Below are 15989 nucleotides of genomic sequence, written 5' to 3'. Positions count from 1 at the left end.
TTTTTATGATTTATTAAGATTGGCTTCTGAGGCTGTATAAAGACCTTTTGTAAATGTTAAAAGCATGAATTATGATACTCAATAGACTCCCTTTTTAAAGAGAATTTATACTCGGTTTAAATCTTATTTCTATTTTAGACCTATCTAAAATTATTAATCATGCTAGCGCTCCAAAAATTAAAGGAAGGATTTTCTAAAATTATTCAATCCCAATCTGTTCAATTACATTTTTTAGAGAATAACAATGGTTTAAAAGTGGGTATATGTAACTATGGAGCAAGAATTACTCATTTTTTCGTTCCTGATAAAGGCAATACCGATATCGTTTTAGGCTTTGATAATTTAGAAGGTTATTTAAACGCTACTGAGCGCTATCATGGCGTTACTGTTGGTCCTTTTGCCAATAGAATTAATGATGCTCAGTTTATTTTAGACGGCATTACCCATCAATTAGAAGCTAATAATGGGAAGAATTCTTTACATGGAGGAAGTTCTGGTTTTCACAATAAAATTTGGGACATCCTTGAAGTAGAAAGAAATACCATCACCTTAAAAGTGACCAATAGCGATAGAGAAGGTGGCTTTCCTGGTAACTTGGCTTGCCAAATTACTTTTACTTTAACTAATGAAAATGAGTTAAGGATGGATTATTCGGCCATTTCTGATCAAAATACAGTCATTAATTTAACCAACCATGCTTATTTTAATTTAAACGGTGCAGGGAATGGTGATATATTGAATCATCAAGTAAAAATTGATGCAGATGAATTTGTTGAAATTGATGAAACTTGTATCCCAACTGGTAAATTATTAAAAGTTGCAGATGGTGCTTTTGATTTTAGAAAGCCAAAGCCAATAGGGCAAGATATAAATATTGAAAACGATCAACTTTTGATGGGTAACGGTTATGATCATTCTTTTGTACTCAATAAAAACGAAAACGACTTTACTTTTGCAGCTACAGCAAAAGGCGATTTAACAGCAATTACCTTAGAAGTGTATACTACTGAACCTGCTATGCAGTTTTATACTGGTAATTTTTTGAATGACTTAGATAAAGGGAAAATGGGTAAAATTTATAAAGCCAGAACAGGTTTTTGTTTTGAAACTCAGCACCATCCAGATTCTCCAAATCAGCCTCAATTTCCTTCCACATTTTTAGCAGCAAATCAAGAATTTAAATCAGCCACAGTTTATAAGATTATATTACCCGAATAATTTAATTTTCTTTGTCTTCCTGTTTGGAAGGCGTACTTCCGGCTTTAAAACGCGGCTTAAAACCAATTGGCTTAACTGTTTCCTCTTTTATTTCTTCCACAGAAATTGTTAGCTCAGGTTCTTCTTGTTTAACTGGAGCATAAGCTGCTTTAAAACGAGGTTTAAAGCCAGTAACTGGTATTTTAGGTTGATCTTTAATTTCCTCTTCTGCCTTTAAAGTTTCAGGTTCTTCTTGTTTAACCAGAGTAGATGTTGCTTTAAAACGAGGTTTAAAACCGGTAACGGTAACCGGTATTTCTGTAGTTTCAAATGGTTCTTCTAACGCTTTTTCTACAGGAGGATGAGAGGAGGTAGTTGGAGCTTTAAATCTTGGTTTAAAACCTGGAGCTTTAGTTACCGTAGTAATTTCAGTTTGCTCTTGTTTGTTAGCAATGACTTCTTTTGCAGGAAAAAGTGCTGCTTTTAATTGAACCTCATCTTCCTCAGAAAGTTTATGACTCAACCTCAACTGATTAAACCAATATTTTTTAGTGTGATCAAAGCTTTTTTCGCCCATTAAGGCATAATGCTCTTTAAACTCTAAAAACAAATCAGGTTTGGTAGCCGCTAAGGCAATTAAATCAATTTTTTTCTTGAAAAAAAACTCTTCAAAACTCATCATATCAAAATCTCTACATTCAGATTTTTCCAAATCAGTTTTGTGCCATCATCACTTAAATGCCAATTGGCTTTGTCTTCCTCAGATGCGTTTAATAATGTTTGGTACCAAAGCAGGGGAATAGCGGTTTCTTTTCCATCCATATCTAAAACTAAACTATCATCGTTAAAAACAACTTTTAATTCCTGATCTTTCCTTCTAGTGCTTACTATTCCCATTTGTTATGATTTAAAAACAGCCGTTTCTAATTTTTTTAATCGTTCTTCTAAATCAGCTGTTTTGTCTATTGCTTTTCCAAATACATCAATTTTCTCTAAAAATTTTTCGTTAAATTTTTGCTGCTGCTCAAACTGATTCACCGAAATATCAATAAAGTTATTTAAAGAAGAACCAATTTTCTCTAATGATTGGGTTTGAAGATTAATCATTTCTGTTTGCTTAACTAATATTTCTGATTGTTTATTTAACAATTCAGAATGTTGGTCTTGCTTCCTCAACATTTCAGAAATCACAACTAATAGATCTTTATCGCTCATTGTTTTGAATTTATAAACAATTTAGGCATTATATTAAAATAATCAAACCATAAAACTTTCTATTCCGCCATATTATGATAAACCGCCTGCACATCTTCATCATCTTCCAGTTTATCTAATAATTTAGTTACGTCAGCAGCTTGTTCTTCTGTTACTGTAGCATAAGATAAAGGAATACGCTCTAATTTTGCTTGTTTTAACTCAATTCCTTTTTCTTCCAATGCTTTTTGCATGTTTCCAAAATCCTCGAACCTTGCATGAATTACCGCAACTTCTTCGCCTTCTTCATTTTCTTCTACAAAAATTTCTTCTAAACCAGCATCAATTAATTCAAATTCTAGTTCGTCTAAATCATGCTCACCTGGGGCAAATCTAAAAGTAGAAACTCTTTTAAAGATGAAATCTAAAGATCCGGTTTTGCCTAAAGAGCCATTAGTTTTTGTGAAATAACTTCTCACATTTGCAACGGTACGGTTGGTATTATCTGTGGTGGTTTCCACTAAAATTGCTACTCCGTGTGGGGCATAACCTTCGTAAACAAATTCCTCATAACCAGCCATGTCTTTGTCAGATGCTCTTTTTATAGCAGCTTCTACTCGGTCTTTTGGCATATTTACTGCCTTTGCATTTAAAATGGCAGTTTTTAATTTAGAATTTGTTTCTGGATGTGGACCGTTTTCTTTAACCGCCATCACAATATCTTTACCTATACGGGTAAATTGAACCGCCATTTTGGTCCAACGCTTAAATTTTCTCTCTTTACGGAATTCAAATGCTCTTCCCATTATTTATTTTTATAGTATCAAGTATTTAGTATCAAGATGCGTTTACGTTTTAATCTTGATACCTATTATATTATGTGAGTTTTTAAGTTTGGTATCGAGTAACAAGTATGTAGAATCAAAATAACAATCATTGAAGTCGGTTTTTAGGTCTTGATACTTGATACTCAAATCTTGTGTCTTTCTAACTTTTCTTCAAATTAGTAAGCATCTCCAAAGTTAATTTTTCCAAGTTAAATTCTGGGTTCCAATTCCAGTCTTTTTTAGCATAATCATCATTGATAGATTTTGGCCAGCTATCTGCAATTTTTTGTCGAGGGTCGTTTTGAGTATAGCCCAATTTAAAATCAGGAATGTGTTTTCTTATTTCAGATGCTAAATCTTCGGGATTAAAGCTAACACCTGCAAAATTATAGCTCGAGCGAATTTGAATCTGTTCAGCCGGAGCATCCATTAACTGAATGGTTCCACGAATAGCATCCGTAATGTACATCATAGGCAATTCTGTTTCTGCCGAAAGAAAAGACGAGTAGCTCGCTTTTTTTAAGGCTTCATGAAAAATATGAATGGCATAATCTGTAGTTCCGCCGCCTGGCATTGCTTTCCAGCTAATTAACCCTGGATATCTGATGCTCCTCACATCTAAACCATATTTTTGAAAATAATATTCGCACCATCGTTCGCCGGCTAATTTACTAATGCCATAAACGGTGTTGGGGTCCATAGTGCAAAATTGCGGGGTTTGTTGCTTTGGCGAATTTGGCCCAAAAACAGCGATAGAACTTGGCCAGTAAACTTTTTTAGTCCCAAAATCAATAGCAAAATCTAGTACATTTAACAAACCGTTCATGTTTAAATCCCAAGCTAATTTTGGATTTTGCTCGCCAGTGGCTGATAATAATGCCGCTAATAAATATACTTGTGTAGGCTTATATTTTTTGAAAATGACTTTAAGGTTGTCCTTATCTAAAACGTTTACAAACTCAAATGGTCCGGCATTTTTAGTGTCATAATCTGGTCTTCTGATATCACAAGCCACAACTTGATTTACATTATGAATTCTTCTGAGTTCAGTAACTAATTCGGTTCCAATTTGGCCGTTAGAACCAATTACTAATATCGTTTCTGCCATGATTTAAAAAATTTATAAAAGGTAAAGGTAGTTTTAAAAGGCTAAAGGTAAAAGGTTTTAGGTGTAAGGATTTTGATGTATTTGATGAGCTTTGCGCTAAGGATTGAAGCGGCATCCTTTTTATTTTCATCCTTAGCGGAGTCGAAGGATGAAAATAAAAAGATATAGCGTAAAGCCTGTAAAAGCGCCCAATCCTTAATTAAACCTTGATGCAGCTACAGCAGTTTTTTTATACTTTTTAACGTTTCCGTTAAGGTCAAAAAGTTCTGCGTATATAACGTAAATACCTATTTTTACTTTTGAGTTGTTGTCGTCTAAGCCGTCCCAAATCCATTCGCCTTGTGCAGCTGTAGTTTCGTTTTTAATAAGTTTTCTAATCAATCGGCCTTGGTCATTATAAATGGTAACATTGGCAGCTCTATCCGCCATATTAAATTTATAAAGTATGCGCAATACATCTTCAAAGCCATCATTATCTGGCGAAAAAGTTGCCGATGCCAAAGAAATTTCTTCGTTGGCGGTAAGGTCTTCTAAAAATTGAGAGTTTTTATATGCCGGAGTAGCGTAACCCACACTTGCCGCTGCCGATCTAAAATTACCCGTTTCATTGGTGGGTTTTGAAAAGCTGCTGCGTTCTAAAGAAACGCCATTTAAATCTCTTAATAAGCCAAATTGCATTTCACTGGTATAATTTAGTTGATCTATGCGGGCATTGTCTTTATTTAAAATCACTGCTCTTCCACTATCATCATTATAAGAAGGCATACTTGCTATTTTGATGAAATTTGTAGGATTTGTGGTTGAATATTGAGACTTTACCGTATCCGGATTGGCGGTAATAACCCAATAACTTTGCGGTTGAAACAATAGGGTAGTTGCACTTACAGGCCTCACACTATTTACTATATTTTGATCATCAGCAGTAGCTATAAATAAATCTTTAAAATCTAGCGTTTTGTTAGAATTGTTATAAACTTCTACAAAATCTACCCCACCTGTTTTGGGGTTAAATAAAATCTCGTTTATTAACACATCGTTATTTAAAATTAAACCCGGGTAAATAAAGCTTAAAGTTTGGTTGTTTAAAGTATTAGCGCCACAATCTGTTACTCCGCTTACGGTAACGGTGTAGGTTTGATTTCGGCTTAAAGCCTGATTATATTTTAATTCTACCGTAGCAAAAGAGGGTGCAATTGGATTTGAAAATTGAGGAACGCCCACACCGTTGTTAATGCTGTAATGTGAGGGTAAAGCTGCCTGTAAGCTATCTAAACCTCTGTTAAAAGTTAAGCTAACGGTTAAACTATCCTTTAAAACCACGCTTAATAATTGTAAAGGAACGGTAGTTCTATTGCTTAAATAAATAGAATTTTGCCTGCCGGGTGTTCCGCCAGAAACATCATTACTGGCCGCATAATTTTGCGAAGGCTTACATCCTGATAAGGGATCTATCAATTCTAAGGTATAACCACCTGTTTTTTTTGTAGCATCTTTATAAAAGGTATCGCTGTAATTGATGCTGTAAATTAGTGTGCCATTTTGATTCACTAGGGAGAGTTGGTCACTGGAATTATTTAATGAAGGCCACGGTGATAAACCAATCACTTTTCCAAATCTTTTATATTCTGCGGTATCTGCCCGGGCACATAAAATTAAATACTGGTTTGCTTTTATGCTATCGTTACCAAAAGTATAAGTAGCCGTTGGGTCGCTAAATTTAAAACCAGCTAAAGAAATATCCTCGGTGCTTTTATTCCAAATTTCTACAAATTCTACGGTAGGCAAATCTATTTGCGGACTAGGATCGGCAAAAATTTCATTAATCACAATATCATTAAACTGGGCTGTATAAGGTCTTCGGTAATTGAAATTTCTAATAATTGGAGCTGTAATTGCATTTCCGGTTAAATCTTTAATGGTGTTAACAGTTAAATTTAAACTGCCGGTGTTAAACTCGTTTGCAAAAGTTAAAACCACATTTGCGCCATTTACAGTAACGTTTGATGGCTGAATATTTCCTGAATTTAATACGTAATGATTTAAAATAGCAGCATCTGCAGCATCAACAGCCTCATTAAAATTTAAAGTAATTTGAGTACCGCTGTTTACTACCAAAGTATTTAATGTTGGGGGCGTGGTATCTACTATAATATCTTTAATAAGTACATTATCAAAGAAATGCTTTTGATGAAAAGTAGTGGTAGATTGCTGTACCAAAAAGCCAAAAGATACGGTAGTAGTAAAAGTATTATCGGTAACTGTGCCTTCTGAGATAAATGAAGTACCAGTTCCTGTATCGTCTCTTTCTAAATTAAAAACCGCAGCGCTGGTTCTAGTAATTCTAAATTTAAAGTTGTTGTTTGCTGAACCAACCGCACCATCTATCCCATCAATAATTTTTACACTAGTGGCAACAGCTCCTGATCTTTTATACAAAGCCACCTCGTCGGCCGTATTTCCCATTCTTAAAAAATATCCGTTAATATTAGTGCTTTTTAAATCTGCGGTATTACTTATTAAATAAACATCAACATAGTTAGCACCAGAGGTTGAAAATTGAAGGTTAACATCAAACTCCCAAGTACAATTTAAAGCTTTGGTATTAGGCGTAGATAAATAAAAATTACTACTAGCTGTGGTAGAATTTGAACGTAATTGTTGGTTAATAACAGTGTAGTTGGTGCTTAAATCGGCTGTCCAAACTGGGTTTTGAGAAAAATCACCATCGTTAAAAGTGTCATTAACTTGTGAAAACGCTATTTTAGTTATAAATAGACTTAAAAACAGTAAAAACTTTCCCATATTTGCGCAACAAAATTATACCCAATATATTAATAATTAATTATTTAAAAATTAAATTTTAAACATGAAAGTTGCAGTTGTAGGCGCAACCGGCCTAGTAGGTACGGTAATGTTAAAGGTATTAGCAGAGCGCAATTTCCCGGTTACAGAATTAATTCCAGTCGCATCTGAAAAGAGCAAGGGTAAGGAAATTGAATTCAAGGGAAAAAAGTACAAGGTGGTAACTGTTGATGAGGCCATAGCCATGAAACCAGATGTAGCTTTGTTTTCTGCGGGTGGAGACACCTCTAAAGAACAAGCTCCAAAATTTGCTGCCGTGGGTACAACCGTAATAGATAATTCTTCGGCATGGAGAATGGACCCAAGCAAAAAATTAGTAGTACCAGAGGTGAATGCCAACGTTTTAACCGCCGATGATAAAATTATTGCAAACCCAAATTGCTCTACCATACAAATGGTAGTGGCTTTAAAACCTTTGCATGATGCTTATAAAATTAAAAGAGTAGTGGTTTCTACCTATCAATCTGTAACTGGAACTGGCGTAAAAGCGGTTGACCAGTTAATGAACGAGCGTAAAGGCATTACAGACGGCCCAATGGCCTATGCTTACCCAATAGATTTAAACGTGATTCCTCAAATTGATATTTTCTTAGATAATGGATACACCAAAGAAGAGATGAAAATGATTTTAGAGACCAAAAAAATTATGGGCGACGATAGCATTGCAGTAACCGCAACTACCGTTAGAATTCCTGTAATGGGCGGCCACTCTGAGGCATTAAACATCCAATTTGAAAACGATTTTGATTTAACCAAAGTACGTGAACTTTTAGCAGCAACCAGCGGCGTAATTGTATTAGACGATCCTGCAAATGCAATTTACCCCATGCCAAAAGATGCTCATGAAAAAGACGAAGTTTTTGTAGGCCGTATCCGCAGAGACGAGTCTCAGGCAAATACTTTAAATATGTGGTGTGTGGCAGATAATTTACGTAAAGGCGCAGCTACCAATGCAGTGCAAATTGCCGAATATTTGCTGAGTCAAAAATTAATTGGATAATTCAAACCCCTAAATACAATGTAAAGCCTCCTGATTTTTCGGGAGGCTTTTTTGTTTTGCCAATTGTCAGGCTGAGCGGAGTCGAAGCCTTATTATTCCGAATTTATTTAGATTTTTTTAGAAAAGCAAGGTTCGTCATTTATAGGTTCCGCTAGTCGGGCTGTACGCACTCGCTTTTTTTATGCTTCCAAAAAAGCATAAAAAAGAGCTCAAACAAATGCTTCCATCCCGTTTATTTAATTTAGGCTTTTGCTACTATTTGATTGGTTTTTAACTAGTTTTATATCGTTTAAATTAAAATAATGTGATATAATAAGACTAATTTTTAATATGATACAATTATGAAAGGAATAGGAATTAACAAAGAAATATTAGATATTTTCAATCTTGATTTAAGTATAAAACGGATAAAGAAAGATATTTCAAGTGATTTTATTTTTGCGCCACATTATTCTATAATATTTGAGAAAGCATCTCAAGAGCTATTTGAACAACTTAAAACCAAGCTGTTAAGCGGAAATTATTCTGCCAGATTACCGATTTCTATGAATGTAATTAAGCCTAATGGATTTAGTAGAAAAGGTTCGATTTTAGAACCGATTGATAGATTAGCTTACCAATTAATTGTTGATACTATTTCAACTTATGCAGAGACGCAGATAGATAGAACTCAAGTTTTTAGTAATGTTCTACTGGAAAATGATGAAGATGGGTATATGTTTGAAAAATCCAGTGAAAGTTTTGATAATTTTAAAAATAGAATACAGGAATTATGTATTTGCGGGAAATATTCATATGTGCTTAAAGCGGACATTGCCTCATATTTTGATAAAATTTATCAACATAACATAGGAAATCTTTTATATTCATCTGGTGCAGATAGAAATGCAGTTAGTTTCTTAGAAAGATTTATGTTAATGTTAAGTGAAAATGATTCCCATGGTATTATACAAGGAGTATTCCCTTCGGACTTACTTGGTAATTTTTCTCTTTGTGGTATTGATGCTCTTCATTCGGTTGAGGGATTAGAATTCGCTAGATATGTTGATGATATGTATATTTTCTTTGAAAATTTAAATGATGCAAGAATTCATAAAGTTAGATTAGGTAATTGGCTGCGAATTGATGGACTAACTCTCAATGAAAGTAAAACAAAAATTTTTGAAGTAAATGAATTACTAAACGAGGAATCTGAATTAGATAAATTGTTTGAAGAAGCTAAGAAAGAAATTTTAGAGAGAACAATAGAATTTGATGTAGAATATGGTTCAGCTAGTATACTTTGGGATTTAGAGACCGGTTTTGAATATGATGACGAATACGATCAAGAAGACTTAAAATTAGAGGCAACTAAAAAGCTTTATGACTCAAATAAAGAACCCTCAAGCAGATTTAAAATCGAAAAATATTGTTTGTCTGTCTTTGCAACTTTCAATTCAGATTACGCCTTATCATCTGTTCTGAAAAACTTTGCTGATGAGCCAAGTTTAGCTCAAACTTATTTTGGTTATTTAAGAAAAATGATAGTTAATGATAAAGTATCAGTTATAGATATTGAAGGATTATTGAGTAAACCTAATTTGATATTTGACTATCAAAAGAAATGGGTCTATTCATTAATATTATACCTTAATGACGCCAGTCCAGAGATTTTAAACCTTGCAATAAAAGACTTGAAATCGAATGTGAACAATACATTAAGGGGTATTTGTGCTATTATATTAGGAAAACATGGGAATTCTGCTTTTAGAAGAATATTAAAAACTCATTATCAATCTGAGAATTCTGAATATGTTCAATCAGCAATTTTATTTGCAGCTCAATATTTTTCTACACAAGAAAGAGATACTTGTTATAAGGCCTGGGCAGGTCATAGTGATATCAATTCATTAATAGTAATAGCTTTAAAAAACAAGTAAATTGTCTAATTTTCCCCATTCTGATTTAAGTGTTCCGAAGGATCACTTAAACCTAAACATGAAAACTGAGGACTGTATCCGGCATTCGAAGCGATAAGGTAATTTATAACGGACGAAGTCCAGAAACATTTAAGTGATCCTGAAAAAGGAACACTTAACCGAGTTGTTGGCTATTGCAAAAAATGTAGAGATAACCCTCGGGTTATCCTTCAAATTTTAAGAATTAAACCTTTTCACAAACGGATAATCCGAGGATTATCCCTACAATATATTATCATGAATATTAAATTTAGAAAAGCAACTCTAAATGAAATCCCTCAAATTTGGGAGATATTACAAAAGGCCATACAACGCAGAAAAGAAGACGGCAGTAATCAATGGCAAGATGGTTATCCCAACCCAGAAGTGATAAAAAACGATATGGAGAAAGAGGCTGGTTTTGTATTAACCGGTAATGAAAAAGTGATAGGTTATTGTGCAGTTTTTATAAATGATGAACCCGCTTATGCAAATATTGAGGGTAAATGGCTAACAAATGATGATTTTGTGGTGTTTCATCGGGTAGCTATTGCCGAGGATTATTTGGGCAAAGGTTTGGCCAAAGAAATGATGAGATTTATTGAAGATTTTGCTCTCGGTCATAACATTTATAGTGTAAAAGCTGATACTAATTTCGATAATTTAGCGATGATGAAAAGCTTTGAAAAAGCGGGTTATACTTATTGTGGCGATGTATATTTTAGAGGAAGTGCTAGAAAAGCTTATGAAAAAGTGTTGGTTAAAAGCATAGTTTAATGTTTTAATTCTGTTGGTAACGTTTAGTATAGCGTTTCTACGCAATATGTAGGGATAACCCTCGGGTTATCCTGTATAATTATAAATTGATTAACTTTTCATAAACGGATAATCCGAGGATTATCCCTACAAAACCCATCCTGCTCTTTTGATCAGGTTGTGAATACCAATCATTAATATTACATTTTAAACACCCATACTTTAAATAATTATAGTGTAATTTACTATTAAAATATAAACGTGTTTAATTCATCAACGAAATAAATATTCTAATGAAAAAATTATTGGTTATCTTCTCTTTAGCATTTGCAATAACGGCTTGCCAATCTAATGCTAACAAAACTGAAACAGTTAGCGATCCTACAAAAAATCCTTTACCAACAAATATTATAGAGGGAACTCAGGCTGGACAAAAACCTACAAATAATCCTCCACACGGACAACCGTTTCATGATTGTGCTTTACCAGAAGGTGCTCCATTTCCAGCAAATGGAGGCGCTTCACAGCCTAAATCGGTAGAATTACCGCAGCCAAAAGTAGAAATGCAGCAACCATCTGCTGCTGCTGGATCTGTAAAGTTAAACCCGGCACATGGCCAACCAGGACATAAATGCGAGCTTCCTGTTGGAGCTCCTTTAACATAGATTTTTACTTAGTGTAATGAAATTTTCCATTACACTAAGTGTTTTATATTATTTTTTCATCAACCATTATCACACATTTATGATGTGATAAATTCAGAGATTTTAATTAGATAATGCTTGGGTATTGAAACTAATCATCCAGCAGATATCGAATTTATCTTTAAAAGCCCCAAAGTTTGTTTTTATTTTTGAAATACGTAAGGATAACCCTCGGGTTGTCCTTCTTGTTCTAAACGGATAATCCGAGGATTATCCCTACAAAACCTATCCTGTCTTCGAATTTGGAATTAATTTTCAGCATACGTAGGCATGACCCTCGGGTTATCCTTTATTATCTATCCAATTTTTGCGCTCTAAAATTCGTTCTATTGTCTCTTATCCTTATTTTGCAGCAATGAAAAAATTAACACTACTCATATCTCTATTTATATTCTTCACTTTTGCATCGGCGCAAGCCCAAACACTTTCTTCAAAATTACAAGTAGCTTTTAATAAATTCTCTGCAGATGAGCAGTTAAAATATGGCTCTGCATCTTTCACCGTTTTAAATTCAGGCAATGGAGAGCTAATTTTTGGCGGAAATCAAAATACTGGATTAGCACCAGCATCTACGCTTAAAACAATTACATCGGCAACAGCCTTAGCCTTATTAGGAGAAGATTTTACTTACAAAACAGAGATTTTTTATTCGGGAGCCATAGAAAATGGAATTTTAAACGGAGATATCATCATCAGCGGAAGCGGCGACCCTACATTAGGGAGTGCGAGGTGGAAAACAAGCACCAAAGAATCTGTACTTAACCAAGTTTTGTTTGCTTTGCAAAAAGCCGGAATACAATCTGTTAACGGAAAAATTATTGCCGATGATAGCGCTTGGGATACACAATCATTACCCATTGGTTGGATTTGGCAAGATATTGGAAATTATTACGGCGCTGGTACATCCGCTTTAAGCTGGGGAGAAAATCAGCTTGAGCTTATTTTTTCTCCGGGTAAAACTATTGGCTCGGCAGTAAAAATCTCAAACGGAGAAGTTTATCCTTTTTTAGATATTAAAAATGAGCTTACAGCAGGCGGAATAGGTTCGGGAGATGATGTATATGCTTATTCGGCACCTTATACTTCTACCATTTACTTAAGAGGAACTTACGGAATAGATTTGAAGAAAAAGATTGGCCTTTCTCTACCAGATCCGGCTTTGGCAATGGCTTACGATGTTCTAGCGTTTCTGCAAAAAAGTAATATTAAGGTGTTAGATTTTACCACTTCAAGAATTTTAGGTCAAAAAAATGGAGATAAAAAGTCGCTGTTAACCACTATTATCTCTCCTCCTTTAAAAGAAATTATTTATTGGTTTAACCAAAAAAGTATCAATTTATATGGAGAACAATTGCTTAGAACTTTGGGGAGCAAGTTTGGCAAAAGTGCTTCTACTGTAGATGGTATTAAAGTGCTGCGGAAGTTTTGGGAAGATAAAGGAATTGACCAGGAGACCTTAAATATTGGAGATGGAAGCGGTTTATCTCCGGCGGATAGAGTAACTACTTTAACCATGGCAAAAGTGCTTTCTTTTGCTCAAAAACAACCTTGGTACCCTACTTATTTAGAGAGTTTACCTTTAAATAATAACCTAAAAATGAAAAGCGGAACCATAGCCGATGTTTTAGCTTACGCTGGATATTCAAAAGTAGATGGGCAATCTCCAGTTTGTTTTTCAATTATTATCAACAATTACAAAGGAAGTACAACAGCCATGAGACAAAAAATATTCAATTTATTAAATCAGTTAAAATGATGGTTTAAATGATGATAGAAAAGGTAGCGCCTTTATTTTCACCATCACTATGGCCCACCAACAGGCCTCCCAATTGTTCAACAGTTCTTTTAGAAAGATGTAAGCCTAAGCCAACTGAAGGCTCGTTTTCTGTCCCTAATCGTCCTAAGTTTCTGGCATCTTTAAATAGATTTGGTTTATAATTTTCAGAAAAACCCATTCCCTCATCCCTTACCAATATTTCTAATTTTTGATCTTTACTCTTTGTTTCGACATAAATTTTGCCACCATTAAAAGAGAATTTTATGGCATTAGAAATTAAATTTTGAAACACCAGACTAATTTTTTTCTCATTTGCGGTGGTTAATAGTGACCGGTTTGATTTTTTATAAACAAGTGTAAGATTCTTTTTCTTGAATTGGAGCTGAGCATTGTTTAATTCTATGTCAATTAAATTGCCAATTTCATAGGCTTCAACCCTTGTGGAAGCTTCTAAATTATTATGCATCAATTGGTCTAATAGTTCAGTGAGTCCTTGAAGTTGTAAATTGGCTATTGAGTTTATTTGATTAATATATTCAGTTGAGTTTGCGGCATCAATTTTAGTTAATTCACACAATCCTTTAATTTGATTTAAAGGGGTTCTTAAATTGTGAGATACCAAAGTGGTGATTTCTTGTTTTTCTTTGATGTGTAAATCTAAAGAATTTACTGTTTTTTGAATTAAACTCATTAATATCCCAGCCTCGTCTAAATAATTTAAAGGAAGATTTGGTAATTGCTTTTTAGTAAGATAATCTTCTAAAGATTTTTTTGAGATGATTAAAGGGGCGAGTAAATTTTTTAAAATAGCTAAAGTGGCTAATGCCGCTATAAGGGTAAGAATAAGGGTTAAACTAATAATAGTTCCTTTAGAAAAGGATTGATTGGGGCTATTTAAAATAAAAATGATAACTCCAATAAGGGGAATGTGAATTCCTAAAAAGGCAATAAATAAAAATTTAAGGCTATAGCTTTTTTGTAAAAATCGGATTTTATTTAAATTGTAGTATATAAAATTCATAGGAATTTATTAATTCTAATTTTTAACTTTTACGAAACTAAAGTATAAAAAGTTTAAACGCAAACAACAGATTAATTAGTGAACAAAATAGGGCGGTTTCTTGTATTATTGTATGAATGCCAAAAGCCATAATAATAGGAGCCGGAATAGCTGGAATAGGTTCAGCAATTAGATTAGCCGTTAAAGGTTATGAGGTGCAGGTTTTTGAAGCTAATAGTTATCCCGGAGGAAAATTATCTGAATTTGAACAAGGAAATTATAGGTTTGATGCAGGACCTAGCTTATTTACCATGCCCCAATATGTTGATGAACTTTTTGAATTAGCAGGTAAAAATCCAACAGAGTTCTTTAAATATCAAAAGCTAGAAGAAGTTTGCCGTTATTTTTGGGATGATGGAACTATGCTTAAAGCATCTTCAGATGTTAACCAGTTTGGAGCAGAGATTGCAAAAAAAACTAAATCTTCTTCACAAGAAATTAAAAGCTTTTTAAACAAGAGTGAGCGTATTTACGATATCACCCATCGGGTTTTTTTAGAAAAATCTTTACATCGTTTGGCTACATTTTTTAATCGTCAAACTTTTAAATCTTTTTTAAGGTTTTTTGAAATTGATGCTTTTAGAACTATGGCAAAAGCAAATGAGTCTTTTTTTACCGATGAAAAGATGGTTCAATACGCTAACCGATTTGCCACTTATAATGGCTCCAACCCTTATCAAGCACCAGCAACTTTAAATGTAATTCCGCATTTAGAACAGCATTTTGGCGCTTATTTTCCGGATAAAGGAATGTTTGATATTACACAATCGTTGGTAAAGTTAGCCGAAGATTTAGGGGTGAAATTTCAATATCAAAATTTGGTAGATGAAATTGTTGTCAAAAATAAAAAGGCAGTAGGTATAAGAGTTAATGGAGAACTACAAGAAAGTGATTTGGTAATTTCAAATATGGATGTTTATTTTACCTATAAGAAATTGTTGAAAGATGAAACTCAACCTCAAAAGATTTTAAAGCAAGAAAGGTCAAGTTCGGCATTGATATTTTATTGGGGAATCAAAAAAGAATTTTCAGAATTAGGCTTACACAATATTTTTTTCACTCAAAATTATCAAAAGGAATTTAATCATATTTTTAAAACCAAAACCCTTTTTGACGATCCAACGGTTTATATCAACATTAGCTCAAAGCATAAAGAAGATGATGCACCAAAAGGATGTGAAAATTGGTTTACCATGATAAATGTACCCAATAATGTAGGGCAAAACTGGGAAGCTTTTAAGTTAGAAGCGAGGCAAAATATTATAAAAAAAATCAATCAAAGATTAAAAATAGACTTAGAAAGTTTAATAGAAAATGAAACCGTTTTAGACCCGGTTTTAATAGAATCAAAAACTTCTTCCTATCAGGGTTCTTTATATGGAACAAGCTCTAATGATCAATTTTCAGCATTTTTGAGGCATGCAAATTTCTCTAAAAAAATTGGGAACTTATATTTTGTTGGAGGGAGTGTGCATCCCGGTGGTGGAATTCCATTGGCTTTATTATCGGCTAAAATTGTTTCGGAAATGATACCATCAAAACTGTAAATTAGCCTTTGGAATAAAAA

14 protein-coding genes are annotated in these 15989 nt (G+C 33.7%); 7 read left to right on the top strand and 7 right to left on the bottom strand.

Translation table 11 applies throughout. From position 1 onward, the window contains the following. Positions 1-159: 159 nt before the first annotated feature. On the top strand, positions 160-1218 hold the full coding sequence (locus FA046_RS00205; RefSeq protein ID WP_136824350.1) for an aldose epimerase family protein: 1059 nt from the start codon (positions 160-162) through the stop codon (positions 1216-1218). Position 1219: 1 nt separating this feature from the next. Here FA046_RS00205 and FA046_RS00200 read toward each other — a convergent pair whose 3' ends face one another. The 6 genes from FA046_RS00200 to FA046_RS00175 form a co-directional block, all read right to left on the bottom strand. Next, on the bottom strand, positions 1220-1909 hold the full coding sequence (locus FA046_RS00200) for a hypothetical protein (RefSeq protein WP_136824349.1): 690 nt from the start codon (positions 1907-1909) through the stop codon (positions 1220-1222). Then, complete coding sequence (locus FA046_RS00195) at positions 1876-2094, bottom strand: DUF2442 domain-containing protein (RefSeq protein ID WP_136824348.1); 219 nt, start codon at positions 2092-2094, stop codon at positions 1876-1878. Before FA046_RS00195 ends, FA046_RS00200 begins: the two co-directional genes overlap by 34 nt. 3 nt (positions 2095-2097) lie before the next feature. Further along, positions 2098-2412, bottom strand: a complete 315-nt coding sequence (locus tag FA046_RS00190; RefSeq protein ID WP_136824347.1) for a restriction endonuclease subunit S domain-containing protein — start codon at positions 2410-2412, stop codon at positions 2098-2100. A gap of 59 nt (positions 2413-2471) precedes the next feature. Further along, positions 2472-3197, bottom strand: coding sequence for a YebC/PmpR family DNA-binding transcriptional regulator (locus tag FA046_RS00185; protein WP_136824346.1), 726 nt, complete (start codon positions 3195-3197; stop codon positions 2472-2474). Between the two features lie 181 nt (positions 3198-3378). After that, positions 3379-4326, bottom strand: a complete 948-nt coding sequence (locus tag FA046_RS00180; RefSeq protein ID WP_136824345.1) for an NAD-dependent epimerase/dehydratase family protein — start codon at positions 4324-4326, stop codon at positions 3379-3381. Between the two features lie 195 nt (positions 4327-4521). Beyond that, positions 4522-7128, bottom strand: coding sequence for a lamin tail domain-containing protein (locus tag FA046_RS00175; protein ID WP_136824344.1), 2607 nt, complete (start codon positions 7126-7128; stop codon positions 4522-4524). A gap of 64 nt (positions 7129-7192) precedes the next feature. Here FA046_RS00175 and FA046_RS00170 point away from each other — a divergent pair, with 64 nt between their 5' ends. From FA046_RS00170 to dacB, 5 genes are all read left to right on the top strand, one after another. Then, positions 7193-8188: an aspartate-semialdehyde dehydrogenase gene (locus tag FA046_RS00170; RefSeq protein WP_136824342.1), complete on the top strand. Its 996-nt coding sequence runs from the start codon at positions 7193-7195 to the stop codon at positions 8186-8188. 341 nt (positions 8189-8529) lie between these two features. After that, entirely contained in the window at positions 8530-10107 is a 1578-nt protein-coding gene (locus FA046_RS00165; protein ID WP_136824340.1) for an RNA-directed DNA polymerase, read from the top strand. Between the two features lie 276 nt (positions 10108-10383). Further along, a complete protein-coding gene (locus FA046_RS00160) occupies positions 10384-10902 on the top strand; it encodes a GNAT family N-acetyltransferase (RefSeq protein ID WP_136824338.1) in 519 nt (172 codons plus the stop codon). Positions 10903-11174: 272 nt separating this feature from the next. After that, entirely contained in the window at positions 11175-11546 is a 372-nt protein-coding gene (locus tag FA046_RS00155) for a hypothetical protein (protein ID WP_136824336.1), read from the top strand. Between the two features lie 394 nt (positions 11547-11940). Beyond that, positions 11941-13341 carry a D-alanyl-D-alanine carboxypeptidase/D-alanyl-D-alanine endopeptidase gene (gene dacB / locus FA046_RS00150; RefSeq protein WP_136824334.1) on the top strand — a complete coding sequence of 467 codons (1401 nt, stop codon included), beginning with the start codon at positions 11941-11943 and terminating at the stop codon, positions 13339-13341. 4 nt (positions 13342-13345) lie between these two features. On the opposite strand, the gene FA046_RS00145 is transcribed toward dacB, so the two are convergent. Then, the gene (locus tag FA046_RS00145; RefSeq protein WP_136824332.1) at positions 13346-14383 is read right to left on the bottom strand and encodes a sensor histidine kinase; all 1038 of its coding nucleotides are present in this window, start codon (positions 14381-14383) and stop codon (positions 13346-13348) included. 116 nt (positions 14384-14499) lie between these two features. Between FA046_RS00145 and crtD the strand changes: the two genes are divergently transcribed. Beyond that, positions 14500-15969, top strand: a complete 1470-nt coding sequence (gene crtD / locus FA046_RS00140) for a 1-hydroxycarotenoid 3,4-desaturase CrtD (RefSeq protein ID WP_136824330.1) — start codon at positions 14500-14502, stop codon at positions 15967-15969. The last annotated feature ends 20 nt before the right edge of the window (positions 15970-15989 follow it).

The sequence above is a fragment of the Pedobacter cryophilus genome, from assembly GCF_005116455.1.
In the GTDB taxonomy this organism is placed as follows: Bacteria; Bacteroidota; Bacteroidia; order Sphingobacteriales; family Sphingobacteriaceae; genus Pseudopedobacter; species Pseudopedobacter cryophilum.
Note: the sequence above shows the minus strand (reverse complement) of the source record. Positions and strands in the feature narration are given on the sequence as shown.

What these genes read in the sequence shown, in the direction of transcription:
- FA046_RS00205 (WP_136824350.1), top strand. Translation starts at nt 160, where the DNA reads ATGCTAGCGCTCCAAAAATTAAAGGAAGGATTTTCTAAAATTATTCAA.
- FA046_RS00195 (WP_136824348.1), bottom strand. Translation starts at nt 2,094, where the DNA reads ATGGGAATAGTAAGCACTAGAAGGAAAGATCAGGAATTAAAAGTTGTT.
- FA046_RS00190 (WP_136824347.1), bottom strand. Translation starts at nt 2,412, where the DNA reads ATGAGCGATAAAGATCTATTAGTTGTGATTTCTGAAATGTTGAGGAAG.
- FA046_RS00185 (WP_136824346.1), bottom strand. Translation starts at nt 3,197, where the DNA reads ATGGGAAGAGCATTTGAATTCCGTAAAGAGAGAAAATTTAAGCGTTGG.
- FA046_RS00180 (WP_136824345.1), bottom strand. Translation starts at nt 4,326, where the DNA reads ATGGCAGAAACGATATTAGTAATTGGTTCTAACGGCCAAATTGGAACC.
- FA046_RS00175 (WP_136824344.1), bottom strand. Translation starts at nt 7,128, where the DNA reads ATGGGAAAGTTTTTACTGTTTTTAAGTCTATTTATAACTAAAATAGCG.
- FA046_RS00170 (WP_136824342.1), top strand. Translation starts at nt 7,193, where the DNA reads ATGAAAGTTGCAGTTGTAGGCGCAACCGGCCTAGTAGGTACGGTAATG.
- FA046_RS00165 (WP_136824340.1), top strand. Translation starts at nt 8,530, where the DNA reads ATGAAAGGAATAGGAATTAACAAAGAAATATTAGATATTTTCAATCTT.
- FA046_RS00160 (WP_136824338.1), top strand. Translation starts at nt 10,384, where the DNA reads ATGAATATTAAATTTAGAAAAGCAACTCTAAATGAAATCCCTCAAATT.
- FA046_RS00155 (WP_136824336.1), top strand. Translation starts at nt 11,175, where the DNA reads ATGAAAAAATTATTGGTTATCTTCTCTTTAGCATTTGCAATAACGGCT.
- dacB (WP_136824334.1), top strand. Translation starts at nt 11,941, where the DNA reads ATGAAAAAATTAACACTACTCATATCTCTATTTATATTCTTCACTTTT.
- FA046_RS00145 (WP_136824332.1), bottom strand. Translation starts at nt 14,383, where the DNA reads ATGAATTTTATATACTACAATTTAAATAAAATCCGATTTTTACAAAAA.
- crtD (WP_136824330.1), top strand. Translation starts at nt 14,500, where the DNA reads ATGCCAAAAGCCATAATAATAGGAGCCGGAATAGCTGGAATAGGTTCA.